This window comes from Pigmentiphaga sp. YJ18 (assembly GCF_038066655.1).
Lineage (GTDB): Bacteria > Pseudomonadota > Gammaproteobacteria > Burkholderiales > Burkholderiaceae_B > Pigmentiphaga.
In genome coordinates, this window is record NZ_JBBUKU010000001.1 from 88,709 (window position 1) to 112,147 (window position 23,439).

The following is a 23,439-nucleotide window of genomic DNA, read 5'->3' on the forward strand; positions in this document are numbered from 1 at the left end:
CTACTCCGCTTCCACGCCGGCCGCCCGCACGATGACGCCCCAGCGCTCGTTGTCGCGGCGAATGTAATCGGCGAACCCGGCCGGCGACATCTCGCGCGTGACCGCGCCTTCCTGCGCCAGCCTGTCGCGCATGCTCTGTTCCTTCATCGCCTTCGCCAGCGCCGCCCCCAACGTGGCGATGATGTCGGACGACGTTCCCTTGGGCGCCGACAGCCCGAACCAGGACGTGGCGACCACCTGGGGCAGTCCCTGCTCGGCGAATGAGGGGATGGCGGGCGCCGACGGCGACCGCTGTTCCGACGTCACGCCATAGGCGCGCAGTCGTCCGGCGCTGACATGGGAAAGCGTGCCCGGCATGCTGCCGAAGTACAGGTTCACCTGGCCCCCCACCACGTCCTGGATGGCCGGAGCTTCCCCACGGTAGGGCACGTCGCGGTACCTGGCGCCGATGGCGTTGAAGAACATGGCGGCCGTCAAATGCGAGAAGCCGCCCTTGCCGGTAGTCGCGATGGCCGTGCCGGCGGTATCGGCCTTCAGTCTGGAGACCAGTTCGGGCAGGTTGCGTGCGGGATACGACACGGGAGAAACCAGCAGGATGGGCGCTTCGCCGATGAACCCGATCGGAATGAACTCGTCCAGGCGATAAGGGAGCTTCTTGTAGATGTGGGGATTGACCGCGAACGACGTGGCCGTCGCGAGCAGGATGGTGTAGCCATCGTTGGGAGCCCTGGCTGCCGCGTCCACGCCCACGATGGTGGCCGCGCCCGCCCGGTTGTCGACGAATACCTCCTGCCCCAATGCCTCGGCCATGACCTTGGCCACCAGGCGCGCCAGCACGTCGGTGGTGCCGCCCGCCGGATACGGCACGATCAGCCGTATGGGGCGTTCCGGATACTTCGCCCAGCAGGGGAATCCCGCCAAGGCGGCCGACAGGGCCGCCGCGACCGCAATAGTTCGCATCGTCGTCTCCTCGGTGCGTGCTCGTTCAGATGGCCGCCGCCCGCCCGGCCCAATAGGGATCGCGCAACTTGCGCTTCATCAGCTTGCCGGAGTCGTCCCGGGGAAGCTCATCGACGAAGACGAACTCCCGGGGAACCTTGAAATTCGCCAGCTTGCTCTTCAGGAAGCCGCGCAGCGCGTCTTCCGACAGGGCAAGGCCATCGGACGGCAGCACGAAGGCCACCAGCCTTTCCCCGTACTCGGCATCGGGCACGCCGATCACCGCGCTGTCGGCCACGCCCTCGTGCTCGGCCAGCGCGCATTCGATCTCGGCGGGATAGATGTTCACGCCACCGGAAATGACCATGTCCTTCTTCCGATCGACCAGGAACAGGTAGCCGTCTTCGTCCAGATAGCCGATGTCGCCGTTGGTAACCAGCCCGTCGCGGTCGACCTGGACCCGCTGCGCGTCGGCGTTCAGGTAGGTGAAGTTGGGCACCCCTTGCAGTCCCACGTAGATCTCGCCGATCTGCCCGGCGCCAAGGCGCTCGCCATTCTCGCCATAGACACGCAGCTCCCGTCCCGGCCAGGCCCGGCCGAGGGTTCCTGGCCGGGCCAGCCACTCCTCGGACGAACTGCGGCTGGCCATGCCGGTTTCCGTCGCCCCGTAGTACTCGTGGATGACCGGCCCCCACCAATCGATCATGGCCTGCTTGATCTCGCGGGCACAGGGCGCCGCGCCGTGGATGACGAACTCCAGCGAACTCAGGTCATGGCGCGCCCTGACCGCCTCGGGCAGGCGAAGCAGCCGCACGAACATGGTGGGAACCAGGTGCAGGTGGGTGATGCGCTCGCGCTCGATCAACGCCAGCAATTCCTCGGCATCGAATCTCGGCATCAATGCGATGCTGCCTCCCGAATTCAGGACCGACCGGGTATAGGTGTTGGGCGCGCTGTGATACATGGGGCCGGCCATGACGGTACGCACGCCGGGACGCAGGTCGAACCATTGCTGCGACAGCGCCGCGAAGCGGCGGGCCGCGTCCGGCTCGAGCGCCGCGCGCCGCACCCCCTTGGGCCGCCCCGTGGTTCCGCTGGTATAGATGATGCTGCCGCGAGTACCCGCCGCGGAGCGATCCTCCAGCTCGCCATGGGCCGCGATCACTTGCTCCAGGCTCTCCACCCCGGAAGGCACGGCACAGCATCCGGCGTCCAACCCGTAGGCCCGCTGGATCTCGGGCGGCGTGGGACTGGCGATGACCCGCACGCCGCGTGGTATCGCCCCGCCCATCCCCGCCAGCAGATCCGCATGGGCCAGCAGTACCGGCGCCGCCGCATCGGCAAGGATGAATGCCGATTCGTCCGCTTTCTGGTGCCAGTTGATGGGCACCGCATAGGCCCCGAGCAGGCTGGCGGCGATCATGGACTCAAGGAAGCAGAGGTCGTTGCGCATCAGTATCGCGAGCGCGTCGCCTTCCCTGACGCCTCCCTCGCGCAGGCCCTGCGCCAGACGCGCGCCGCGAGACCAGAGCGAGCGCAGCGCAACGCTGCGTTCGCCGATCGACGCGTGACCGGATGCTGGGCCAAAGGAGTGGTCGGAGCTCGTCATCGCTTCTTGCCTTGAACTGGATTCCGTTCCATACTGGTCGGTATGGAAGCTACTCTATTGAACGCCCCCATGACCGTCAACCCTGGGAGAAACCCTTGAACACGCCCCGTCCGCGATCGCACCGCGTTACTCATCCATGGCGCCTGCGCATCCCCGCGATGGGCTCACCCATGTTCATCGTCTCGTCGAAGGAACTGGTGGCGGAGCAATGCAAGGCGGGCATCATCGGAGCCTTCCCATCCTTGAACGCGCGCCCGGAAAGCGAGCTGTCGCTCTGGCTCTCCCATGTGCAGGCGCAGATAGATGAATGGAACCGCGGCTCGCCGCCATGGCCCGCTGCCCCCTACGCGGTCAATCTCATCGTCCACCCCAGCAATCCGCGCCTCGCGCACGATCTGGACGTCGTATGCAGGCACGCGGTCCCCATCGTCATCACGAGCCTGAATCCGCCCGGCGACGTGGTCGAGCGCGTACACGCCTACGGTGGCATCGTGCTGCACGACGTCTCGACGCTGCGCCATGCGCGCAAGGCCGTCGATGCCGGCGTCGATGGCCTGATCCTCGTTTGCGCGGGGGCCGGCGGACATACCGGCAGCATCAATCCGATGGCGTTCACCGCGGAGGCGAGGCGTTTCTTCGATGGGCTCATCGTGCTGTCGGGGTGCATCGCCGAAGGCCGCCAGGTGCTGGCCGCACAGGCAATGGGAGCCGACCTGGCCTACATCGGCACACGCTTCATCGCCTCGCACGAGGCCAACGCCCAGTCGTCTTACAAGAACATGGTGGTGGATGCGACGGCGGCCGACATCGTCTGCAGCGATGCGGTCACGGGGCTGCCCGCCAACTACCTCGTCCGCAGTTTCGAGGCGGCGGGAGTCGACATCGACACGCTGGCGTCACGCGAACGCCGCAGTTTTTCATTCGGCAAGCGGGCGGACAGCGGCGAGGCCAAGGCATGGCGCGACGTCTGGAGCGCCGGCCAGGGCGTGGGCGCGGTCGCTGAGATCGCATCCACCGCCGCCATCGTCGATGGACTGGCGGCCGAATATGCCCAGGCCCTGGCTGATCTCGAACGCTTGGCCGGGCGGGCTACTTGACGGGCGAAGGGAAGAAAATGGTGTCGAGCGCGGCCTGCCGCATCGCCAGTTTCTGCTGCTCGGGGTAGGCGAAGATCAGGCGCAGGCCCGTCGAAAAACTATAGTGCAGGCAGGCCAGCAGTTCCGGATCGACCTTGGCGCCCATCTCGGCATACAAGCTGGTCAGGTAGGTCAGCCGCTGCTGGTCGACGTCGGCCACGGCGCTGCGCACGGCGGGATTCGTCCGGGCCCAGTTGCGCACGGCCAGTTCGATGGCGCCGCCGAATTCGTCGATGGGCGAGTTGGTGCCGATGAAGGCGATCAGGCGGATTTTTTCCTGAGCGGACGTAGACGCGCTTTCGACGATCTCGATCACGCGCAGGGTGGCGTGCTGCTTCCACTCCTCGATCAGCGCGAGCAGCAGGTCGTCGCGCGATTCGAAATGCCAATAAAAGCTGCCCTTGGTCACTCCCAGATCCGTGGCCAGGCGTGGGATCAACACGGCGTCCACCCCGGATTGCGCCAGCACGCGCAGGCCTGCGCGCACCCAATCGGCCCGCTGCAGGTCGGTCTTGACGCCTCGCGCCGACGCCGTGCGCCGGCCCGGCTTCGGGTTTGCCGCCTTCTCCGGCTCGGCCTGAGGCTTGCGCTTCGTTCCAGTCTCGTTCTTCATATGCGATGAGCCATCCTGATGATCCCCGGCATGCGCGGCGGGCCGGCTTGTGTGATGCCGGCTCCTATTTTGCAACATGCCCGCCAGTTCACGGGTGATACTTCTCGTCCTGAAATTGCATGAAATCAATAAACTCTGCACAATAGTTATTGATTTCCTTCACTTCAGGAGAACGCCATGCTAAGCATGACCCTTGAGCAGCTTCGCACTGTCAGCGAGGTCGGCGGCGTTACCGACGTGACACTGAAAGGACAAGGCGGCGCCTTCCTTGTCCAGATATCGACACGCAACGGATCTGACGCCGTATTGACCAAGGCGCGCAGCAGCGAACCCCGGCGTTTCAGCAACCTGGCCGCAGCATTGAACGTCCTGCGCATCGCGGGCATTACTATGGGCCGCTTCGATGCCAGCGAATGGGATCCAGCAGCTCGCGAACCGGTCGCCCGCTCCAGCGACGGCCGCGCTCAAGCGCTGCGCAAGGCCCACGAAGCGGCCGCCTATAACTCATGGATAGCCGACGAGATCCAGGCGGCCATCGACGATCCGCGGCCGAGCACCCCGCACGATGACATCATGACCAGGATGGAAACCCGCGTCGCCCGCCACAAGACGGCAGCAGCAAAACGCTCCTGAACCAATGTCGAAGACGACACCGCTTTACCAAATCCTCTGGCGCCCCCTGGCCGAGGCAGACCTCGAAAGCATCATCGACTACATTGCCCAGGACAGTCCGGCCGAAGCGTTGGCGTTCGGCCGGGAACTACGCGATAAGACCTTGCTGCTCGCGCAGCACCCCAAGAGCGGCCGTACCGGCAGGCCGGGCCTGCCTGGCTTCGTGAGGGAACTGGTAGTGCATCGGCACTACATCGTTTTTTACCGTATACAGGCCAAGGCTCGCATCGCGGAAATCCTGAGGCTCAAGCATACGGCGCAGATGTTCCCCTGACCTTGTCCAGCCCGACGGCATGACCGCTATTGCCCCTTCAACCCCAGCTTCCTGATCAACGGCGCCCAGCGCTTGAGCTCGTCGTCCATGTAGCGGCGGAACTCCTGCGGCGTCGTGGCGGCGGGCTCCATGTACTGCGTCTCGAGCTTCTTGCCGACCTCGGGGTCCTTCAGCGCGGTGATCAGCGCATCCGACAGCTTCTTCTGGATGTCGGCCGGCACCTTGGACGAAATCACGAAGCCTATCCAGGCCGACCCCTCGATGCCGGGCACGCCGGCTTCGCTCAGGGTCGGGATGTCGGGCAGCAGGGCCGAACGCTTGGACGAGGTCACCGCCAGGGCCTTGAGCCGGCCGTCCTTCACCATGGGCATGACGGCGATGGGCGGCAGCGCGGCGAACTGGGTGTCGCCGGACAGCAGCGAGGTCAGCGCGGCCGGAGACGAAGGATAAGGCGCGTGCACCGCCTTGGCGCCGATCTGCTGCAGCATCAGCTCCACCGACAGGTGCGAGACCGTGCCGGCGCCGGTGGACGGGAAGTTGTACTTGTCGGGGTTCTTCTTCAGCGTATCCAGCAGTTGCGCCACGTTGGCGATGCCCGACGCGGCCGGCACCACCAGCACGTTGGGCTGGTGCACCGCCAGCGTCAGCGGCGCGATGTCCTTGGCGGGATCGTAGGGCAGCGAGTCGAACAGCACCGTGTTGTTGACCAGCGGGCCGGTAATCGACACGCCGAAGGTGTAGCCGTCGGGCGGCGCCTTGGCGATGGCGTTGGTGCCGATGTTGCCGCTGGCGCCGGGGCGGTTCTCGACCACCACGGTCTGGCCCAGGAGGCCGCCCAGGCGATCGCCCACCACGCGCGCGACCTGGTCGGGGCTGGAGCCGGGTCCGAACGGCACGATCAGTTTCAGCGGACGGGCCGGCCAGGCCTGCGCCTGGGCCGCGAGCGGCAGCGCGCAGGCCACCAGCGCGGCCATCATTCCTCGCGCCGCGGCGCGCTTCCATTCCTTATGCATGTCCGTCCTCCGTACTGGTCATTCTGTCGTGATACTTCTGCTCGACGGCGATGAACGCAGCCACCAATGCCCGGTAGCCGGCATCCACCACGTCCTCCAGGCCCTCGAACCCCCGGTTGTGGCGGGTGGCCAGCGCGCGCACCTTGGCGAACACCTCGGCCTGGCGCGCCGGGGCGCTGACCTGGAAGGCGTCCTTCTTGAAGCGCGCGGCATCCTTCACGTACATGGCGCGCTGCGCCAGCAGCGCCACGATCTCGTCGTCGAGCCGGTCGATGTTGGCGCGGACCTCGGCCAGCGTCGCGCACAGCGGGCGATAGGCCGGATCGGTATAGGCCCGTAGCGGGCGGCCGGCCTGGTCAGGCTCCTGCATGCATGTCTCCTTGTCGCAAGTACCGCATCGGGCTAGCTCAGTTGCAGCCAGATGCGTCCGCCCTCGACCTTGAGAGGGTAGGTCTTGATGTCTTCGGTCAACGGCGCGCACATCGCCTTGCCGTTGCGCACGTCGAAGCGGCCCTGGTGCAACGGGCATTCGATCTCGGCGCCCTCCAGGAAGCCATCGCACAAACGTGCGTGGCCGTGCGTACAAATGTTGTCGGTAGCGTAGAACTCTCCTTCCACGCTGTACAGCGCCAGGTCCTTGCCCGCCGCCTGCACGCCGATCACGTCGTCTTCCGGCACGTCATCCGTCGCCGCCACATCGGTCCAGTCTGCCATGGTCACCTCAAATCGGATAGATCAGGGAATTGGGAATCATCTCGGTATCGAACACGCACACGCGCGACGCGAACTTCAGTCCCTCGGGGGTGCGCCGGATGCGGTCGATGTAGCGGCCCACGTTGAACACCGTGGACTCGCCGGTCAGCTTGGTGCGGAACACGGCGTAGTTCGCCTCCACGTGCAGCTCGCCGCCCTCGTCCTTCAGGATGCGGGGCAGGCCGCACACGTGCCGCTGGTAATAGGGATCGTGGAACAGGGTCTCGCTGATGCCGTAGACGCGGTCCTTCAGCATGCCCTTGCTGATCAGGTAGAGCGTGGCCAGCGGCAGCCCGCGGTCGAAGTTCTCGCGCGGCTGGATCTTGTACTCGCACTCGTCCAGGAAGAAGTCGGGCCACTCCGCCCATTGCCGGCTGTCCACGACCGCCGCGTAGTCGGCATGCAGGCGGACCACTTCCAGGTAGGTCTGCAAATCGTTCATGTTCGTTTCTCCAGGCCCCTCAGACATCCATCACTTTGCGCCAGTATTCGTACATGCCGCGGATCAGCGTCTCGGTCACCATGTGGTCCGTGTTCTCGACGCCGGTTCCGCCCAGCTCCGCCAGCGCGCGGTGGTAGGGCTTCTGCTCGAAACCGCTTTGCGAGAACTCGATGACCTCGCCGTCGTCGGCCGACACGAAACCCGCCGGGCCGAACAGGTTGGCCTGGACCAGGCGGCGCTGGATCATCTCCGGCGTGTCGTCGTCGAAGGCGAAGTGCGTCCAGACGAAGTCGAACGAACCATGCCCGTTCGGCTGGATGTGCCGTGTGGAAACGCTGTTGACCTGCTGCTGGAAGATCACGCTGGGGAAGATCGTCATCATCACGGCGGTGGGCTCGCCCCACCACGGCTCGTGGACGATGTCGAGCAGGCGCTTGTCGTTGATCTCCATCGTTTCCTTGAAGCTGGTCACGCCGGCGGTGACCTCGGACTTCACGCCCGCCGAGCCGCGCGTGGAGATCATGGCGGCGTGGCGGAACCGGTCGTCCATCTTCAGCTCGGACTTGTTGTCGGCGCGCCAGAGACCGTAGGTGATGAACCAGGTATGCAGCAGCCCCGGATGGTACGGGTCCTTGATGTTCTCCTGCATCAGCTTCCAGTTGCCCGGGATGCGCTGGCGGTTGTAGCCCAGCAGCTTGAGCTTGCGGCCGTTGAACAGGCGGTCGAAGTAGCCCAGGATGACCGGCCCCAGGAATTCCTCCAGCGACGGCACGTCATGGTCGAACGAGGCGAACACGACGCCGCCCCGGGTGGCGACCTTGAGCTTGTTCAGGTTGTTGTCGGCGGTCTTGAAGTCGGCCGGCATGCCGCCATTGACCTTGCCGCCCTGCTTGACCCCGCGCCGGAACGGCACGCCCTGCAGGTCGCCCTTCAGCGTGTAGTTCCACTGGTGGTAGGGACAGACGAGTTCCTTGCGGTTGCCGCTGCGTTCGCGGCAGAACTGCATGCCACGGTGCGCGCAGACGTTCTCGATCACGTGGATGGTCTCGTCCTCGGCGCGGGTCATGATGACCGAGCGCTCGCCCACCACGGTGCGCTTGAAGTCGCCCGGATTGGGAATCTCGGCCTCCAGGCCGATGTAGTTCCAATGGCCCGAATAAAAGAAGCGTTCCAGCTCCTTCTTGTAGAGCGACTCGTCGGTATAGGCCCAGAACGGGATGCGGCTGGAACCGCTGTCCTTCCATTCGAGTTCGCGCGGGAAAACGGTGGTTTCGCCCATGCTTGCCTCCTTGTCGTGATGGTTGGGATCGCGCGCGGGCGCGGTCAATCGCTGCTTGCGTAGAATGCGTCGGCGTAGACGTGGTCGGCGGACAGCCCCTTGCGCGCCAGCACCAGCGTGGCGGCGTCGACCATGGGCGGCGCCCCGCACAGGTAGGCGCGCCAGCCCGACAGGCCGGCCCAGTCGGCGTCGACCGCGTCCGTCACCAGGCCGCTGCGGTGTCCCGGCAATTCGGCCCCGGCCGCCACGACGACGTGCACGTGCAGATTGTCATGCCGGGCCGCCAGCTCGTCGAGCCAGGATTTGCCATAGACGTCCTGCTCGGAACGCACGCCGAAGTACAGGTGGATGTCGTTGCGCATGCCCGCCTCGAGCGCGCCGCGCACGATGGACAGCACGGGCGCCAGCCCGGTTCCGCCGGCCACGCACAGCATCGGGCCGGCGTGCTTGCGGCGCAGGTAGGCCGTGCCTAGCGGGCCGCTGACGCGCACCTGGTCGCCTGCTTTCAATTGGGTGTCGATGTAGCCCGAGACGCGGCCGCCGGGCACCACCCGCACGTGGAACTCCAGTTCGTTGCCGCTCAGGCAGGCCATGGAATACGGCCGGATGTGCTCGGGCGTGAATTGCAGCGTCGCGTACTGGCCGGGCGAGAATTCCAGCGTCTTGGCCGATCGCAGGACCACGCGGCGGATATCGTGGGTGACGGCCTCGACGCTGGCCACGGAAGCCTTGAGCACCTTGGCCGGATGCACCACCAGTTCGTCGACCTCGGGGATTTCGATGGTGCAGTTGTCCGTCAGCACGCTCATGCAGGCCAGCACGTAGCGGCCATCGTGCGGATTGGTGAGTTTGGCCTCGCGGCCCGACTCCAGCACGCCGCCGTCCAGCACCTTGCATCGACAGGTGCCGCAACGGCCGGCCATGCAGCTGTAGGACACCGGCACGTCGTTGCTGCGCAGGGTCTGCAGCAGATTCGCGCCTGGCTCCACCGCCAGCGAGCGGCCCATGGGCTGAACGACCAATTCCATGTGTGTCTCGCGTCTTGGAGTAGTTGGTTTCGTCGACGAAAGTATAGGAACGGGTCAATTATTTATATATAGAATATCGTGAATAGACTCAATCACCAGCGTGAATGGTGGCCCCATGGAACTGAAAGACATCGACCTGAATCTGCTGGTCGTTTTCAACCAAATGCTGATGGAACGCAAGGTGTCCGGCGCGGCCCAGAAGCTCGGGCTGACGCAGCCTGCCGTCAGCAACGCGCTCAACCGGCTGCGCAAGCTGCTGGGCGACGACCTGTTCCTGCGCACCACCCGCGGCATGGAACCCACGCCCTATGCGCGGCAACTGGCCGAGCCGATCGCCTATGCGCTCGGCACCATCCAGGACACGCTGAACTTCCGCAGCAGCTTCGATCCGGCCAGCAGCAGCCGCACCTTCACGGTAGGCATGACGGACATCGGCGAGATCTATTTCCTGCCCAGGCTGATGGAGGCTACCGCCCGGATCGCGCCCGGCGTGTCGATCAACACGGTACGCAACACCACGGTCAACCTCAGGGATGAAATGGAAGCCGGCCACGTGGACCTGGCCATCGGGCTGCTGCCGCAGCTCAATGCCGGGTTCTTCCAGCGCCGCCTGTTCACGCAGAACTACGTCTGCATGTTCCGGCGCGGCCACGAACTGGACGGCCGCAAGCTGACGCTGGACGCGTTCCGCAAGGCCGACCACGTGGTGGCGGTATCGGCCGGCACCGGGCACGGCATCGTCGATGAATTCATGAAGAAGAAAGGCGTGCAGCGCAAGGTGCGCCTGACCGTGCCGCACTTCGTGGCGGTCGGCCACATCCTGCGGTCGACCGACATGATCGCCACCGTGCCCGAGCGCTACGCGGACGAGTGCCTGGAACCGTTCAACCTGACCGCGGTAAACCATCCGGTGGCGCTGCCCCGGATCGGCATCAATCTATTCTGGCACGCGAAGTTCCACCGCGAACCGTCCAACCAGTGGCTGCGCGGCCTCATCTTCGACGAGTTCTCGGACAAGTAAGGCCGCGCGCGGCCCGCGCTATTTCCGGGCCGTTTCCACCTTGCCGTGATGGTGGTTGGAGGGGGTGGCATCCTGCCGGGTCTCTTCATCCTTGTCCGAGCCGTTGAACATCATCAGGAGCTTGACCAGGATGTATATGACGGCCACCGTTGCCGCGATGATGCCGATAAAGACCAGAAATGTTGCCATGGCGAGTCCTCCTATTGAGAACTTCCAGTCTAGTGGCGGCACCCCCGCCGTAACCGTCGCGACGGTTACTATCCGGAAAGGGGCCATTTGGCGCTCACGCCCGCCATGCGCGCGATTCGGGCGCCAAAGACCATTACGAAGTCGTAATGCAAGACGCTCGCCGGCGCAGGAGGGGTTTGCTCGACCATGAAAGGCCACCCGCGACACGAGGCCCCGAGCCTGTCCGACACGCCGCCGCGCATCGTCGTCCTGGGCAGTTTCATGCAGGCCTGCTGCTGGGAAATGGACCGGTTGCCCCGGTTGGGCGAGACCCTGCGGGCCCGCGGCTTCGTCGCCGAGGCGGCGGGCAAGGGCCTGGCCGTGGCGGTGGGATGCCATCGGCTGGGCGCCCGGGTCGACCTGCTGATGGCGATCGGCAACGATGCCCCGGCCGACCGCCTGCTGTCATGGCTGCACGGCGAAGGACTGGACACCCGGCGGGTCCTGCGCTGCGGCCAGCCCTCGGGCCACGGCGCGGGGTTCATCGACGCCAACGGCGACAACCAGATCGTCGTGCATCCCGGCGCCAACGAGGCGCTGGGAACGGACCAGGTCGCCGCGGCGGAAGGCGACATCGCTTCGGCCGCGCTGCTCTATGCCCAGCTCGAAGTCCCCCTCGACACGGTGTGCGCGGCGCTGGCGCGAGCCCGCGCGCACGGGATCCTGTCCGTGCTGAATCCGTCTCCCTGGCAGGCCCTGCCAGACGACCTCCTGGCCTGCACCGACGTGCTGGTCGTGAACGCCGGCGAAGCGCAGTCCTTGCTGGAATGCCCCTTGCCAGCCGGCCGGAACGAGCGGCTGCGCCGAATCGCGGCGGCCTTGCCCATGCTGTGGCGGCGCTGGCCCGGGAGCTGGCTGGTCGTCACGCTGGGAGACCAGGGCAGCGCGGCGTGGCATCGCGACGGCACGCACCACGTGGCCGCGCCCATTCCCGCCCGCGCGGTCAAGACCATAGGCGCGGGCGACGCCTTCAGCGCCGGCCTTTGCTGGGCGCTGGCCGGTGGAAGGGACATGGCGGACGCGCTGAAAACAGCCGGCGCCTGTGGTGCGTGGTCGGTCGCCCACGCCGGCATCCTGGCCTCGCTGCCCGATCACGCCGGGCTCCAGGCCATGCTCAGGACCGGAGCTTGAGCCGGTAGACGTAGGCGTCGCCGCGAAACGTGCCTTCCACGTATTCGACCAGCGTGTTGTGGACCGAATGGGATCGCCGCTTCAGCAGCAGGCAGGGGCCGGGCTGGGAAAAACCGAAGACCTCGCCTTCCTGCGGCGAGCTGAGCACGGCCTCGACCGACTGGTCGGCCCAGGCCAGTTCGATGCCGCAATGTTCGCGCAGGTAGGCGTACGCCGAGCCCTTGCCGTCCCATGCCGCCAGCGCGGGCGCGACGGCAAGGTCGTACCACGCGACCTCGCGCGACATGGGCGCGTCGTCGGCCAGGCGCACGCGCACCAGCTTCAGGAACTCGGCATTCGAGGGCCGCCCGAAGATCGACGCCACCATGCGGTCCTGGACCACGGCACGCTCCAGCACCCGGGCCGAGGGCTCCAACCCCAGTTCCCGCATTTCCTCGGTGAAGCCCTTGAGCCGCTGCATGGCCGGCGACACGCGCGGAGCCGCCTTGACCACGGTGCCGCCGCGCCCCTGCGAACTGGCCACCGCCTGGGCGTCGCGCAGCGCGTCATAGCAGCGCTTGATGGTCGTGCGGCTGAGGTTCAGCGCCTGGGCCAGCACGCGCTCGGACGGCAGCCCGTGGCCGGGGCGCAGGTCGCCGCCGTCTATCAACGCCTGGATCTGGCGCTGCAACTGGATGTAGTACGGCGTGGTGACGGTGTCGTGCAGGCGCAGCCGCGAAAGCAGCAACTCCAATACCGGGTCGGCCGGGGCGGGCGCTTGCAGGGGCATGGGCAGGAGGGGCTCGAAGGGGAATATTGTGACGCGCCTTGCAATGGACACAAAAAAAGAATCCAATTACAGCAAAACAAGATACCAAAAATAAATCCATAAGCACAGATCCGATTCATCAGGACGCGCCCATGCCTGTTTTTCGCCGTCCGCCGCGGCGCCTTTCCCGGTTCGTGGCGCCCGCCCTGCTGCGCCTGGCGGCGCTGGGGCTGGTGGCCGCCGCCTCCGCCGTCCACGGCCAGTCGCTCAGGCTGGGCGTGCTGCCGGTCGAAGGTCCGCTGGAAACGCGCAACGACTGGGTGCCCCTGGTCACGGACCTGTCGCGGGCGCTCGGCCAGCCGGCGCGGCTGCTCGCGCCGACGTCCTATGACGCCATGGCCTCGGCCCTGCGGCGGGGCGACATCGACCTCGCGGTGCTGTCGGGCCAACTGGCCATCGACGCCGTCACCCGCTATGGCATGACGGTGATCGCCCGCGGGCTGCCCGCCGACTCCGACCGCCATCGCACCGTCCTCATCGCCCGGCGCGGCGCCGCGCCCGCCACGCTGGACCAGATGCTGGCCCTGTCGGCCAAGTGGCGCCTGGCGCGGGGCGAGGTGCGGTCCTTCTCGGGCTATCTGGTGCCGCAGCTCCAGTTGTTCCTGCCGCGCGGGCTGCGCATGGAGGCCTTCTTCGCGACCGAGGTCCAGGGCAGCCACCAGACCAATGCGCTGGCGGTCGCCAACGGCGAAGCCGACGTGGGCCTGACCACCGGCTCCGACCTGGCGCGCTTCAAGGAACGTTTTCCGATGGAATACGGCCGGCTGGCGGTGCTGTGGCGATCGGACCCGCTGCCCGCGCCGCTGGTCGTGGCCCGGCGCGCGCTGCCGGAATCCGTGCGGGCGCGCCTGGCCGCCCACCTGACTTCATTGGAACAGACGCGTCCGGGCCAGGAACAATTGGCCCGGCACGATCTTGCCGGATTCGAGCCCGCGGGCGACGCCGCGCTGCTGGACAACGCCAGCCTCGTGTACCGCTTCGATCGGCAAAGCGCGCTGCAGGGCAGTTGGACCGACGAAGCCGCGCGGCAGACGCGGCTGACGCGCATCGAACACGAGTACGCCTCCCTGCGCGCGACGCTGGACCGGCCGCCACGGCGCAAGGCCCAGGCGATGTCCGCCGCCGACACGTCGCACTAGGGCCCTGCCCCCGGATGCCGATTCCTATATAGTCTGTCGGCTTGGAGAACCGATCAGGACGCCGATGGACGAACGAGCGGCCAGGGACGTGGTGCTAGCCCACGCCCTGGAAACCACCGACGACGAACACCAGTTGCTGCGCGCCGAGGATCGCCGCGAGGCCAGCCTGAGCGCCCGCAACCTGTGCGGATTGCAAGGCGGCCGCGACGCCGGACGGGACCCGGCCGGCAGTTTCCTGCAAACCCGCGCGGCCCTGCTGCTGGATGGGCTGGAACGGCGCGCGCCGGCGCTCAAGGCCATACGCCATCCTCCTCGCCTGGCCGCCCTGGCCGGCTGGCTGCTTCCCTTGGCGGCCTTCCTGGCCGGCGCGCTGACCGAACGCATCGCCAATCCCCACCGCATGGACCTGTTGTCGCCGCCGCTGCTGGGCGTGCTGGGCTGGAATCTGCTGATGTACGCGATCCTGGCCGTCTCCCTCGCGGTACCGCCGCTGCGGCGACGGGGCGCGGCGCTGTTCGCGCGGCCCAGGCTGCCGGAAGGCTGGCTCCGGCGCCGGGGCTCGCCCGCGTTGGCCGCCGCCGGCGCGCGCTTCGCGCTCGACTGGCAGCGGCTGGCGGCGCCGCTGCACCAGGCGCGGGGCAAGCGCGTTCTTCATCTGTGCGCCGCGCTGTTCGGCGCCGGCGTTGCCCTGTCGCTGTACGCGCGCGGCCTGACCGTCGAATACCGCGTTGGCTGGGAAAGCACCTTCCTCGATGCCGGCCAGGTGCACGCGATCCTGAGCGTGCTGTTCGCCCCGGCGACGTGGCTGTTCCGCCTGCCGGGCTTCACGCCCGCGGAGATCGCCGCGCTGCGCTTCGACGCCGCCGGCTTCGTCCCGGGCGGCGCCCGCTGGGTCCATCTGTACGCTGCGCTGCTGGCCATCGTGGTCGTGATCCCCCGCCTGGTGCTGGCGGCGATGGCCCGCTGGAAGGAAACCCGCCTGCGCGCGGACTTTCCCCTGGACATGGGCCTGCCCTACTACCGCAAGCTGCTGGGTTCGCTCAGCCCCGTGCCGCTGCGCCTGCGCGTGATTCCCTACAGCTTCGCCGTCGACGCGGCGCGCGGCCAGGCATTGCAGGCGGTGGCGCGCTCCATGCTGGGCGACACCGCCCAGGCGGCGGTGATGCCCGGCTGGGACTACGGTGCCGATCCTCAGGACATGCCCGCGCCGGACGCGACGGACGAAGGCGCGACCGTCACCGCCGCGCTGGTGAACCTGTCGGCCACGCCCGAAGCCGAGAACCACGGCGCCTTCCTGGATCACCTGGCGCGCGCCCTGCCCGGCAAGATCGTGCTGGCCGTCGACCAGTCGGCCTATGCGGCGCGCCTCGACGGCCAGGCCGGCGCCGGCCGCCGCCTGGAAGAACGCCGGCGCCTGTGGCAGGATTTCGGCACGCTGCACAAGGTGCCGGTCACCTTCGTCGATCTGCTCCATCCCCCCGATGCCTGACAAACCCGTCCGCATACAGCTCTGCCTGGTCTCCCACACCAACGCCGGCAAGACGACGCTGGCCCGCACCCTGCTGGGCGCGGACGTGGGCGAGGTCCGCGACGCGGCCCACGTCACCCAGACCGCCGACGCCTACCGCCTGCTCGCGACCGCCGACGGCGACGAACTGTACCTGTGGGATACACCGGGCTTCGGCGATTCCGCGCGGCTGGCCAAGCGGCTGGAGATGGCGGGCAACCCGGTCGGCTGGTTCCTGACCGAGGTGTGGGACCGGGTCAGCGACCGCGCCTTCTGGCTCAGCCAGCGCGCGCTGCAGGCCGCGCGCGACAACGCGGACGTGGTGCTGTATCTGGTCAACGCCTCGGAAGATCCGCAGGACGCGGGCTACGTCGCGCCCGAGATGCAGATCCTCCAGTGGCTGGGCAAGCCCGTCGTGGTGCTGCTCAACCAGATGGGCCCGCCTCGCCCCGCGGCCCGCGAACAGCAGGACGTCTCGCGCTGGACGGACCACCTGCGGCCCTACGGCGTGGTGCGCAACGTCGTGCCGCTGGACGCCTTCGCCCGCAGCTGGGTACACGAACGCGTGCTGTTCGACGCCATCCGCGCCTGCCTGCCGGCGGCCGCGCAGCCCGGCAGCGCCCGGCTGGCGGCGGCCTGGGACAAGCGCAATCTCGACCGCTTCCAGCAGTCCATGGATCTGATCGCCCGCCAGATCGTCGAGGCGGCCCGCGATGCCGAAGCCGTGGGCGCTGCCTCGGCGATCCGGTCGGCGCTGGGCACCCTGGGTCTGGCCCGGTCCGCGTCGGAAAGCTCGCGAGAAGCGGCCATGGCCGCCATCACCACGCGCCTGTCGCGCGCCGGCGCCCAAACCACGGCCCGGCTGCTGGCGCTGCACGGACTCCAGGGCAGCGCGGCGGCCCCGCTGAACCAGCGGTTGCGCGAGAACTTCGCCTTCAGCGCGCCGGTCGACGTGAAACAGGCTGGGCTGCTGGGCGCCATCGCGTCGGGCGCCGCCACCGGCGCGTCGGCCGACCTGCTGGCCGGCGGCCTGACCCTGGGCGGCGGCATGCTGGTGGGCGCCGTCGTCGGCGCGGCTACTTTCGCCGGCGCGGCATGGGGGATCAACAAGGCCAAGGGCGCCGACCACGCCACGGCCCGCCTGACCGACGAATTCCTGCACGCGCTGGTGGTGGCCGACCTGCTGCGCTATCTCGCCATCATCCACTTCGGCCGGGGCCGGGGCGACTACGTCGAAGGCGAGGCGCCGGCGTTCTGGCGCGACGAAGTCATGGACGTGGTCCAGGCCCGGGACGCCGCGCTGCAGCGCATCTGGGCCCGCGCCCGCCAGGAAGCCGAGCCGCAGCCCGCGATCGAGGAATTGACGAAGGTGCTGGAAGACGCCTGCCAGCAGATCCTGCGCAAGCTCTATCCCGCGGCGCTCGCGTCCTCGCGCTGACGCCTCAGATCACGATCAGCCTCAGGTTGCTCTTGCCCTCGCGCAGCTTCCTGGCCGCCTGGTAGGCGGGCGAGGCATACCAGGCCAGGGCTGCGTCCTTATCCGGGAATTCGATCAACAGCACGTTGTGGGCCGGCCCGCCTTCCAGGACGACGGGCTCGGCGCCGCGCGCCAGATAGCGCCCGCCATGCGCGGCCACCGCCTCGGCCACCATGCGGCCGTACTCGCCCATTTCCGCAGGCTTGAGAATCTTCACTTCGCCGATGACGTAGGCCGCCATGTCCTTCCCTCCGAGTCCTTCGATGATCGATCGTCGTTCTCAGGCCGCGCTCTTCTGCGGCATGATGCGCGCGACGTTGCGTGCCTTCAGTTCGCCGTAGACGAAGGGCCGGTCGCGCGGAAAGGACGTCGGCAGGTCCTCGGGCGCGACGTTGGCGGGGTCGGGATTGCGGATCAGCGGCTGGATCCACGCATCGAAGCTGGGATACATGAAGAACGGAATGGAATAGCGCTCGTTGCCGGAGCGGTTGATCACCCGGTGCACCGCCGAGGTGAACACGCCGTCGGTCCAGACCTTCAGCACCTCGCCCACGTTGACCACCAGTGTCCCCTCGACCGGCGGCACGGCCACCCATTCGCCGTCGCGGTTGCGCACCTCCAGCCCGCCGTTCGCATCCTGCGCCAGGATGGTGAAGGCGTTGGTATCGGTGTGTCCGCGGGCACCCAGGTGCTCGCCCGACTCGTCGGGGCGCTGCGGCGGGTAGTGCAGCAGGCGCAGCGAGTTCATGTCCTTGGCGAAGCTGGCTTTCAGCGTGCCGGCCGCCAGCCCCAGGCTGAGCTCGAACAGCTCCAGCAGCCGATAGCCCAGGCCGTTGATCTTGTCGTAGTACGCCATCATCCGCGGCTTGAGGTCCGGCATGGCCGACGGCCAGGGAATGCGCCCGTGCAGCGGCTTGCCGGCCAGCAGGTCGGGATCGTCGTCGGCCAGCGGGCGGCGGATCTGGAATGCCTCCTGGAGGTTCTCCTTGATGTTCGCGTCGTTGCCCTTGGTCATGCCGTGCAGGTAGCCCTGCGCATGGTCGTTGAGCTTGAGCGAAACCTCCATCTTGGCTTCCAGCGGCAGGCTGTGGAAATCCACGGCGGTCTGGAAGATGTCGCGGACATCCTGCTCGGCCAGGCCGTGATTCCTGACGTAGAAAAAGCCCACGGTTCCCGCGGCGGCGGCAATGGCGTCCGCCACCTCGGCGCGGCCGGCGTCATCGCGCCAGGCCGGCCCCAGATCGACGATGGGCACTTCCGAAAAAACCAGTTTTCTTGCGGTGGGCAGCATGTGCAGTCCTCGTTGACAATTCCCGGTCAGGCCTCGGGCCGGATGTTTTCCCGGCGGGCCAGTTCGTTCCATTTGACGAATTCGCTGCGGTTCCAGGCGGCGAAGTCCGCATGGCCGCGCACCGTCACTTCGAAGCCCGCCGTTTGCAGCCGCTGGATGTTCTCGGGCTGCCTGCCGCCCTTGACGATGGCATCGGACAACTTGTCGATGTTGGCCTGCGGCGTGCCCACCGGCGCGTAGCCGCCCAGCCATCCCGTCGCGACGAAGTCCTCCATGCCCAGTTCCACCAGGGTCGGCACGTCGGGCAGCGCCTGCGCGCGCCTGGCCCCCGTCACCGCGATCGCGCGCAGCGAACCGGAGCGCACCAGCGCCGCCACCGACGGCAGGTTGGCAAAGGACACCTGGATGTCCCCGTTCTTCAGGCCGGTGATGATCTCGCCGCTGGAGCGGTACGGGATATGGACGAAATGCGTGCCCGCGCGCTGGTTGAACAACACCGAGGTGAAATGGGCCAGCGTCCCGACGCCGTTGGAGCCGTAGTTGAGCTTGCCCACGCGCGTCTTGCCGTAAGCGACGAGTTCCGGCAGCGTGCGGGCCTCGACGTCGCGCCCCACCACCAGCACGTTCATCAGCTCGGCCAGTTGCGCCACGGGAACGAAGTTCTCCTGCGGGTTGATGGGCAGGCTGGGGTTCAGGATGGTCGGCAGGATCAGGCCGCCCAGGCCGCCGGACAGCAGCAGGTGCCCGTCGTGCGGCTGCTGCAGGATGTACTGCTGGGCCACGGTGCCGGTGCCGCCGCCCTTGTTCTCGACGATCACGGGCTTGGCGGGAAACTCCTTGGCCAGGATATCCGCCAGCACGCGCCCCAGCAGGTCGGTAATGCCCCCGGGGGGATACGGTACGACCACCTTCATCAGGCGGTTCGGAAACGCTTCTTGCGCCCATGCCTTGCCCGCGACCCCAAGGCTCGCGGCCATTCCCAGACGCAGTACATCGCGACGATTCATCGACTCACTCCCATGCAAGCAGACTTCCTGCACAATGCCGGTGCCGCAACCACGAAAACGCGGGACTAAGTTATCGGAGACGCCCGCCTGCCCACAAGCGACGTCTCATCATGAATTCATTAGCAGGATTAATGACATGCGCCGCAAGATCCCCTCGCCCGTCATGCTCCAGGCGTTCGAGCTGTCGGCGCGCACGCTGAGTTTCACGCAGGCGGCCGACTCGCTGAACCTGACGCAGAGCGCCATAAGCCACCAGATCCAGGCGCTGGAGGACTTCCTGGGCGTGCGGCTGTTCGAGCGCGTGCGCAAGCGCCTGCAACTGACCTCCGCGGGCGAGATCTTGCTGCTGCGGCTGACGCCGGCGCTCGACGCGCTGGAGTCGGCCATCATCGAAACGGTGTCGACCGAACCGGCCTCCAGCGTGCTGCGCCTGGGCGTGGTGCCCGCGATCGCCACGCAATGGCTGATCCCGCGCCTGCCCCGCTTCCAGCGCGAACATCCCCGCATCACGCTCACCCTGGTCACGCGGCTGCCGTTCAACTTCCAGAACAACAGCCTGGACGCCGCCATCAACCTGGGCAACACGCGCTGGCCCGGCGCCCGGTCGGACTGGCTGATGGACGAGCACATGATCGTGGTCTGTACGCCGGAGATGGCGGCCACCACCCTGCGCTCGCCGGACGACCTGCCGCGCGTGCCCATGCTGCAGATGACGTTCCGGCCGCACGCCTGGCACGACTGGCTGACCGCCAGCGGCCTGCCCGCCGAAGGCACGGCCGGGGGAATGAGGTTCGAATCGTTCTCGCTGGTGCTGCGGGCGGCCGTGGCGGGCCTGGGCGCCGCCGTGGTGCCGCGCCTGCTGGTGGAGGAAGAACTGGAAAACGGCCGGCTGGTGTCGCCCTTCGGGCCGGTGGTGCGCTCGCCGACTTCGTACTACCTGGTCTATCCGCCGGCGAACGTCACGCTGCCGGCCTTGCAGGCGTTTCGCGGCTGGCTGATGCAGCAGACGGGCGCGCCCGCGGACTGAGCGCGGCCGGCCCGTTACTCCGCCAGGCGGGGCGATCCTTCGGCGGGAACCGGGTCCTCGTCGGCGGCCACCGTGACGACACGGTCCCGCCCCATGGCCTTGGCCGTGTACAGCGCGGCATCCGCCCGCGCCATCAGGCTGCTCAGTTCCTCGCCGGGGCGGTACTGGTCGACCCCCGCGCTGAACGTGACCTTGAGCTTGCGCCCCGGCAGCGCGCTTTCAGCCTGCGCGATCCTGGCGCGCAGCCGGTTCAGCAGCTTGACCGCATCCCGCATGGACGTGTCCGGACAAAGGATGGCGAACTCCTCGCCGCCCAGCCGGCCGAACGCATCGCCGGCGCGCAGGTTGCTGGCCACCACGCCGGTGAAATGGGCCAGCACCCGGTCTCCCGCGGCATGCCCATGGGTGTCGTTGATGTTCTTGAAATGGTCGATGTCGACGATGGCGAACACCAGCGGCCGTCCGGAGCGCGACGCGGTGCGCGCGGCGGCGTCGGCCTGCGCGAGGAACGCGCGCCGCGCCAGGATGCCGGTCAGTTCGTCCAGGTTGGCCAGGCGTTCGAGCCGGTGGGCCAGGCGGTCATGGGTCAACAGCACCATGCCGATCGACAGCCAGGGCAGCGCCAGCACGCCCAGGGCCAGGAAAGCGATGTTGGCCGGCGTCGATTGCAGCAGCTCGGTCTGCCGGACCCATCCCACGCCGTAGGCGAGCCCCCGGCCCACATGGCCGACCGCTCCCAGGCACGCGCCTATGCTGACGAACCAATAGGCGTAATGCGGACGGGACAGCGGACGCGCCATGAACACGATCACGGCGACCACGACATAGGCGTAGGTATAGAACGCCGACACCAGCGCGATGCGGGTGCCGATGTCGGGCACCACATAGGTCCAGTAGGCCATGGCCGCCAGCAGCGCCGCCCAGCCCGCGTATTCCGCGCGGCGCACGGGCTGCATCCCGACGAACTGCCTGCACCCTTGCAGGATGACCAGCATGGCCATGGCCAGCAACAGGTTGGAGACGAGGATGGTCAGCCAGCGCGGGCCGATGTTCTGGAGCAGGAACAGGGCCAGCGCCACGATGGCCATCACGCTGGCGTTGAACCAGCGCCTGACGCCGGGGATGGCGGTGGGCAGCAGCGACCCCAGCACCGCCGTGCTCATGATGGCGGAGAAAATCGTGACGAAGATGACGCTGATGGGGTCTAGCATGGCACGCTGCAGGAATCCGCGCGGCGATGGGCGCCTGCGCGTAAGAGCCGCCCGATGATAAAGCATTTCCAGCCCGTTCCCCAGGCGCGCCCTGCACCGCCGGGCCTTAGAACAACCGCCCCTGGCGCGGCGGCGCACCCCGTTCCGGCCCCTGCTCCTGGCCTTGCAGCCATCGTCCGATGACGCGCACGACATAGGCCTGCTCATCCGCCGTCAAGGCCCGGCCGGTCCCGATGCGGTGCCATTTGGCCAGGCAGCCCCGGCAGCAGGTCGCGGTCGCATGCTGCGCCACGAACACCGGATGGCCGCGCATGGGCGTCTGCCTGCCGTCGTTGGCGGGCTCGGCCGGGGCCAGCCGCGTCGCGATGAACGCCGCCGCGTGCGCCAGCACCGACTCCAGGCCCCGGTCCTCCAGATAGTCCCGGTCCTGCCGGCCCAGCCGGAAGCGTCGGCGAAAAGCCGAGCGGGACAGGCGATCGAACAGCGGGTCCAGGGGATCGGGCATCGCGTCAGCCCAGCGCGGCCGCGCGGCGGTGGCGCGCCAGGTAGGCCCGGTCGTCCAGGCTGGAGAACAGCACCGCCAGCACGATGCCCGCCGCCGCGCCGACCATGGTGTCGAAGACGCGCTCGAGCGCCATGTTGCCGGCCACGGCGGGCGCGGCCAGGTGCGTCATCAGGAGGGCCATGGGTGTCACGGTGATCTGTCCCAGCGCATAGTTGTAGCCGATGATGATCTCGGTCACGAACTGGAAGAGCGCGATCAGGGCCACCACGATCCAGAACGAGGGCGACTGCGCCAGGATCGCGCCCGCCACGCAGGCGCCGGCGACGGTGCCGGCCATCCGTTGCAGCGCGCGGCTCATCGTGATGTGCAGGTGCCCGCCCTGCATGACGGCGGTCGCGCCTATGGCCGCCCACGAAGGGTGCTGCCAGCCGGCCGCGTGCGCCAGCAGCGCGGCCACGGCGGCGCCCGTGGCGATGCGGCCGGCGGCGATCAGCCGGTGCCGCATGGGGCGGGGAGGCTCGCTGGGAAAGGCGCCCGTCGCGGGCTCTTCGTGCCTGAGGCGGTCGGTCGGCACGCAGATGACCCACGCCAGCGCGCCGCCCGCCGCCGCGGCCGCGGCGCGCGCGAAAACCGCCTCCCAGGACCCGGCCGCGCCCAGCGCAGCGCCCGCCGCGAACACGATGATGACGGCGCCCGGGCCGCCCAGGCTCCAGCTCGACACCGCGACCGTGGACACCCCCGCCACCAGCGCCAGGACCAGTACCATCGTCGTGGGCGAGGCCCCGGCATGGGCCGCCACCGACGTCACGAAGGTGGCCGCGACCAGCAGGAAGGCACTCAGGAAGACCATGCGGCGGCGGCGGGCACGCGAAGCGTAGCGGCCGAACAGCGAGGCCAGCGCTCCCAGTGCGCCGAAGCCCACCAGTTGCGGCCACGGCGAATAGTGGAAGCACGCCAGGGCCGCGACCACGGCCAGGGTCGCCTGCATCCCGGCCACCACGGCGTTGCGCACGGACGGCGGCGCGGCCATGGCCAGGCTTTCTTCCAACTGGGCGGGAGTCAGCAGGTAGCGCGCCGCGGTGGCGCGCGTCGTTCGACGCGGCCGGGCAGGCGCGGTCGGACGGCGATCGTCTTCGTCAATCATGGGCATCCTGAAAAAACGCGCGTTACGCCGGACCTGCCGGAGCAACGCGGCGGAACAACGCGGGCGCGCCGGAACGGCGGATACCGGACCGGCGGAGGCGAGGGGGACCGCGAAAGGGACGGCTCCGCCTGCGTGGCGGAGCGTTCAGCGCGTCGGCGCCTGCGGCGAAGCACAGGCGCGATCAG

At 68.0% G+C, this 23,439-nt stretch carries 26 protein-coding genes; 9 read left to right on the forward strand and 17 right to left on the reverse strand.

All coding sequences use genetic code 11. The annotated features are described in order from the left end of the window. Positions 1-960 (reverse strand): Bug family tripartite tricarboxylate transporter substrate binding protein, encoded by a 960-nt coding sequence (locus tag WKR98_RS00435; protein ID WP_341431709.1) that lies wholly within the window; start codon positions 958-960, stop codon positions 1-3. Between the two features lie 25 nt (positions 961-985). Next, a complete protein-coding gene (locus tag WKR98_RS00440) occupies positions 986-2,548 on the reverse strand; it encodes an AMP-binding protein (RefSeq protein WP_341431710.1) in 1,563 nt (520 codons plus the stop codon). A 170-nt stretch (positions 2,549-2,718) separates the two neighbouring features. Between WKR98_RS00440 and WKR98_RS00445 the strand changes: the two genes are divergently transcribed. Then, positions 2,719-3,645 carry an NAD(P)H-dependent flavin oxidoreductase gene (locus tag WKR98_RS00445; RefSeq protein WP_341431711.1) on the forward strand — a complete coding sequence of 309 codons (927 nt, stop codon included), beginning with the start codon at positions 2,719-2,721 and terminating at the stop codon, positions 3,643-3,645. Here WKR98_RS00445 and WKR98_RS00450 read toward each other — a convergent pair. Next, the gene (locus tag WKR98_RS00450) at positions 3,638-4,297 is read right to left on the reverse strand and encodes a TetR/AcrR family transcriptional regulator (RefSeq protein ID WP_161567941.1); all 660 of its coding nucleotides are present in this window, start codon (positions 4,295-4,297) and stop codon (positions 3,638-3,640) included. The genes WKR98_RS00445 and WKR98_RS00450 overlap by 8 nt on opposite strands. 177 nt (positions 4,298-4,474) lie before the next feature. Between WKR98_RS00450 and WKR98_RS00455 the strand changes: the two genes are divergently transcribed. After that, positions 4,475-4,930, forward strand: coding sequence for an antitoxin PaaA2 family protein (locus tag WKR98_RS00455; RefSeq protein ID WP_341431712.1), 456 nt, complete (start codon positions 4,475-4,477; stop codon positions 4,928-4,930). A 4-nt stretch (positions 4,931-4,934) separates the two neighbouring features. After that, positions 4,935-5,243, forward strand: a complete 309-nt coding sequence (locus tag WKR98_RS00460) for a type II toxin-antitoxin system RelE/ParE family toxin (protein WP_124691333.1) — start codon at positions 4,935-4,937, stop codon at positions 5,241-5,243. Between the two features lie 26 nt (positions 5,244-5,269). Here WKR98_RS00460 and WKR98_RS00465 read toward each other — a convergent pair whose 3' ends face one another. From WKR98_RS00465 to WKR98_RS00490, 6 genes are read right to left on the reverse strand one after another with little or no spacing between them, the layout of a single operon-like run. Next, entirely contained in the window at positions 5,270-6,256 is a 987-nt protein-coding gene (locus tag WKR98_RS00465) for a Bug family tripartite tricarboxylate transporter substrate binding protein (protein WP_341431713.1), read from the reverse strand. After that, complete coding sequence (locus WKR98_RS00470) at positions 6,249-6,626, reverse strand: chorismate mutase (protein WP_124691335.1); 378 nt, start codon at positions 6,624-6,626, stop codon at positions 6,249-6,251. Before WKR98_RS00470 ends, WKR98_RS00465 begins: the two co-directional genes overlap by 8 nt. A 32-nt stretch (positions 6,627-6,658) precedes the next feature. Beyond that, positions 6,659-6,970, reverse strand: coding sequence for a non-heme iron oxygenase ferredoxin subunit (locus WKR98_RS00475; protein WP_341431714.1), 312 nt, complete (start codon positions 6,968-6,970; stop codon positions 6,659-6,661). A 7-nt stretch (positions 6,971-6,977) separates the two neighbouring features. Then, the gene (locus tag WKR98_RS00480; RefSeq protein WP_124691337.1) at positions 6,978-7,451 is read right to left on the reverse strand and encodes an aromatic-ring-hydroxylating dioxygenase subunit beta; all 474 of its coding nucleotides are present in this window, start codon (positions 7,449-7,451) and stop codon (positions 6,978-6,980) included. Positions 7,452-7,470: 19 nt separating this feature from the next. Beyond that, positions 7,471-8,730, reverse strand: coding sequence for an aromatic ring-hydroxylating dioxygenase subunit alpha (locus WKR98_RS00485; protein WP_124691338.1), 1,260 nt, complete (start codon positions 8,728-8,730; stop codon positions 7,471-7,473). A 44-nt stretch (positions 8,731-8,774) separates the two neighbouring features. Continuing rightward, positions 8,775-9,758: a 2Fe-2S iron-sulfur cluster-binding protein gene (locus WKR98_RS00490; protein ID WP_341431715.1), complete on the reverse strand. Its 984-nt coding sequence runs from the start codon at positions 9,756-9,758 to the stop codon at positions 8,775-8,777. Between the two features lie 115 nt (positions 9,759-9,873). Between WKR98_RS00490 and WKR98_RS00495 the strand changes: the two genes are divergently transcribed. After that, positions 9,874-10,779: a LysR family transcriptional regulator gene (locus tag WKR98_RS00495; RefSeq protein ID WP_124691340.1), complete on the forward strand. Its 906-nt coding sequence runs from the start codon at positions 9,874-9,876 to the stop codon at positions 10,777-10,779. Positions 10,780-10,797: 18 nt separating this feature from the next. Here the strand turns inward: WKR98_RS00495 and WKR98_RS00500 are convergent, their stop codons facing one another. Beyond that, a complete protein-coding gene (locus WKR98_RS00500) occupies positions 10,798-10,968 on the reverse strand; it encodes a hypothetical protein (RefSeq protein ID WP_161567942.1) in 171 nt (56 codons plus the stop codon). Between the two features lie 186 nt (positions 10,969-11,154). Between WKR98_RS00500 and WKR98_RS00505 the strand changes: the two genes are divergently transcribed. Further along, positions 11,155-12,138: a ribokinase gene (locus WKR98_RS00505; RefSeq protein ID WP_341431716.1), complete on the forward strand. Its 984-nt coding sequence runs from the start codon at positions 11,155-11,157 to the stop codon at positions 12,136-12,138. On the opposite strand, the gene WKR98_RS00510 is transcribed toward WKR98_RS00505, so the two are convergent. After that, a complete protein-coding gene (locus tag WKR98_RS00510) occupies positions 12,122-12,907 on the reverse strand; it encodes a GntR family transcriptional regulator (RefSeq protein ID WP_124691342.1) in 786 nt (261 codons plus the stop codon). The two genes, WKR98_RS00505 and WKR98_RS00510, sit on opposite strands and share 17 nt — an antisense overlap. A gap of 131 nt (positions 12,908-13,038) precedes the next feature. Here WKR98_RS00510 and WKR98_RS00515 point away from each other — a divergent pair, with 131 nt between their 5' ends. From WKR98_RS00515 to WKR98_RS00525, 3 genes are all read left to right on the forward strand, one after another. Then, positions 13,039-14,085, forward strand: coding sequence for a phosphate/phosphite/phosphonate ABC transporter substrate-binding protein (locus tag WKR98_RS00515; protein ID WP_341431717.1), 1,047 nt, complete (start codon positions 13,039-13,041; stop codon positions 14,083-14,085). A 64-nt stretch (positions 14,086-14,149) separates the two neighbouring features. Beyond that, complete coding sequence (locus WKR98_RS00520) at positions 14,150-15,574, forward strand: DUF2868 domain-containing protein (protein ID WP_341431718.1); 1,425 nt, start codon at positions 14,150-14,152, stop codon at positions 15,572-15,574. Then, complete coding sequence (locus tag WKR98_RS00525; RefSeq protein ID WP_341431719.1) at positions 15,567-17,030, forward strand: GTPase domain-containing protein; 1,464 nt, start codon at positions 15,567-15,569, stop codon at positions 17,028-17,030. Before WKR98_RS00520 ends, WKR98_RS00525 begins: the two co-directional genes overlap by 8 nt. A 4-nt stretch (positions 17,031-17,034) precedes the next feature. Here WKR98_RS00525 and WKR98_RS00530 read toward each other — a convergent pair whose 3' ends face one another. The 3 genes from WKR98_RS00530 to WKR98_RS00540 are packed head-to-tail and all read right to left on the reverse strand — an operon-like array spanning position 17,035 to position 19,367. Next, positions 17,035-17,310, reverse strand: coding sequence for a DUF1330 domain-containing protein (locus WKR98_RS00530; protein WP_124691346.1), 276 nt, complete (start codon positions 17,308-17,310; stop codon positions 17,035-17,037). Between the two features lie 39 nt (positions 17,311-17,349). Further along, entirely contained in the window at positions 17,350-18,360 is a 1,011-nt protein-coding gene (locus tag WKR98_RS00535; protein ID WP_341431720.1) for an isopenicillin N synthase family dioxygenase, read from the reverse strand. A gap of 26 nt (positions 18,361-18,386) precedes the next feature. Next, positions 18,387-19,367 carry a Bug family tripartite tricarboxylate transporter substrate binding protein gene (locus WKR98_RS00540; protein WP_124691348.1) on the reverse strand — a complete coding sequence of 327 codons (981 nt, stop codon included), beginning with the start codon at positions 19,365-19,367 and terminating at the stop codon, positions 18,387-18,389. Between the two features lie 136 nt (positions 19,368-19,503). Between WKR98_RS00540 and WKR98_RS00545 the strand changes: the two genes are divergently transcribed. Next, a complete protein-coding gene (locus tag WKR98_RS00545) occupies positions 19,504-20,394 on the forward strand; it encodes a LysR substrate-binding domain-containing protein (protein ID WP_341431721.1) in 891 nt (296 codons plus the stop codon). 14 nt (positions 20,395-20,408) lie between these two features. Here the strand turns inward: WKR98_RS00545 and WKR98_RS00550 are convergent, their stop codons facing one another. The 3 genes from WKR98_RS00550 to WKR98_RS00560 form a co-directional block, all read right to left on the reverse strand. Beyond that, complete coding sequence (locus WKR98_RS00550; protein ID WP_341431722.1) at positions 20,409-21,605, reverse strand: GGDEF domain-containing protein; 1,197 nt, start codon at positions 21,603-21,605, stop codon at positions 20,409-20,411. A gap of 106 nt (positions 21,606-21,711) precedes the next feature. Continuing rightward, positions 21,712-22,110 carry a DUF4186 domain-containing protein gene (locus WKR98_RS00555; protein ID WP_341431723.1) on the reverse strand — a complete coding sequence of 133 codons (399 nt, stop codon included), beginning with the start codon at positions 22,108-22,110 and terminating at the stop codon, positions 21,712-21,714. Between the two features lie 4 nt (positions 22,111-22,114). Beyond that, positions 22,115-23,254, reverse strand: a complete 1,140-nt coding sequence (locus WKR98_RS00560) for an FUSC family protein (protein ID WP_341431724.1) — start codon at positions 23,252-23,254, stop codon at positions 22,115-22,117. Positions 23,255-23,439 lie beyond the last annotated feature (185 nt).

Coding starts and splice junctions, on each gene's coding strand:
- WKR98_RS00435 (WP_341431709.1), bottom strand. CDS start 960: ATGCGAACTATTGCGGTCGCGGCGGCCCTGTCGGCCGCCTTGGCGGGA.
- WKR98_RS00440 (WP_341431710.1), bottom strand. CDS start 2,548: ATGACGAGCTCCGACCACTCCTTTGGCCCAGCATCCGGTCACGCGTCG.
- WKR98_RS00445 (WP_341431711.1), top strand. CDS start 2,719: ATGTTCATCGTCTCGTCGAAGGAACTGGTGGCGGAGCAATGCAAGGCG.
- WKR98_RS00450 (WP_161567941.1), bottom strand. CDS start 4,297: ATGAAGAACGAGACTGGAACGAAGCGCAAGCCTCAGGCCGAGCCGGAG.
- WKR98_RS00455 (WP_341431712.1), top strand. CDS start 4,475: ATGCTAAGCATGACCCTTGAGCAGCTTCGCACTGTCAGCGAGGTCGGC.
- WKR98_RS00460 (WP_124691333.1), top strand. CDS start 4,935: ATGTCGAAGACGACACCGCTTTACCAAATCCTCTGGCGCCCCCTGGCC.
- WKR98_RS00465 (WP_341431713.1), bottom strand. CDS start 6,256: ATGCATAAGGAATGGAAGCGCGCCGCGGCGCGAGGAATGATGGCCGCG.
- WKR98_RS00470 (WP_124691335.1), bottom strand. CDS start 6,626: ATGCAGGAGCCTGACCAGGCCGGCCGCCCGCTACGGGCCTATACCGAT.
- WKR98_RS00475 (WP_341431714.1), bottom strand. CDS start 6,970: ATGGCAGACTGGACCGATGTGGCGGCGACGGATGACGTGCCGGAAGAC.
- WKR98_RS00480 (WP_124691337.1), bottom strand. CDS start 7,451: ATGAACGATTTGCAGACCTACCTGGAAGTGGTCCGCCTGCATGCCGAC.
- WKR98_RS00485 (WP_124691338.1), bottom strand. CDS start 8,730: ATGGGCGAAACCACCGTTTTCCCGCGCGAACTCGAATGGAAGGACAGC.
- WKR98_RS00490 (WP_341431715.1), bottom strand. CDS start 9,758: ATGGAATTGGTCGTTCAGCCCATGGGCCGCTCGCTGGCGGTGGAGCCA.
- WKR98_RS00495 (WP_124691340.1), top strand. CDS start 9,874: ATGGAACTGAAAGACATCGACCTGAATCTGCTGGTCGTTTTCAACCAA.
- WKR98_RS00500 (WP_161567942.1), bottom strand. CDS start 10,968: ATGGCAACATTTCTGGTCTTTATCGGCATCATCGCGGCAACGGTGGCC.
- WKR98_RS00505 (WP_341431716.1), top strand. CDS start 11,155: ATGAAAGGCCACCCGCGACACGAGGCCCCGAGCCTGTCCGACACGCCG.
- WKR98_RS00510 (WP_124691342.1), bottom strand. CDS start 12,907: ATGCCCCTGCAAGCGCCCGCCCCGGCCGACCCGGTATTGGAGTTGCTG.
- WKR98_RS00515 (WP_341431717.1), top strand. CDS start 13,039: ATGCCTGTTTTTCGCCGTCCGCCGCGGCGCCTTTCCCGGTTCGTGGCG.
- WKR98_RS00520 (WP_341431718.1), top strand. CDS start 14,150: ATGGACGAACGAGCGGCCAGGGACGTGGTGCTAGCCCACGCCCTGGAA.
- WKR98_RS00525 (WP_341431719.1), top strand. CDS start 15,567: ATGCCTGACAAACCCGTCCGCATACAGCTCTGCCTGGTCTCCCACACC.
- WKR98_RS00530 (WP_124691346.1), bottom strand. CDS start 17,310: ATGGCGGCCTACGTCATCGGCGAAGTGAAGATTCTCAAGCCTGCGGAA.
- WKR98_RS00535 (WP_341431720.1), bottom strand. CDS start 18,360: ATGCTGCCCACCGCAAGAAAACTGGTTTTTTCGGAAGTGCCCATCGTC.
- WKR98_RS00540 (WP_124691348.1), bottom strand. CDS start 19,367: ATGAATCGTCGCGATGTACTGCGTCTGGGAATGGCCGCGAGCCTTGGG.
- WKR98_RS00545 (WP_341431721.1), top strand. CDS start 19,504: ATGCGCCGCAAGATCCCCTCGCCCGTCATGCTCCAGGCGTTCGAGCTG.
- WKR98_RS00550 (WP_341431722.1), bottom strand. CDS start 21,605: ATGCTAGACCCCATCAGCGTCATCTTCGTCACGATTTTCTCCGCCATC.
- WKR98_RS00555 (WP_341431723.1), bottom strand. CDS start 22,110: ATGCCCGATCCCCTGGACCCGCTGTTCGATCGCCTGTCCCGCTCGGCT.
- WKR98_RS00560 (WP_341431724.1), bottom strand. CDS start 23,254: ATGATTGACGAAGACGATCGCCGTCCGACCGCGCCTGCCCGGCCGCGT.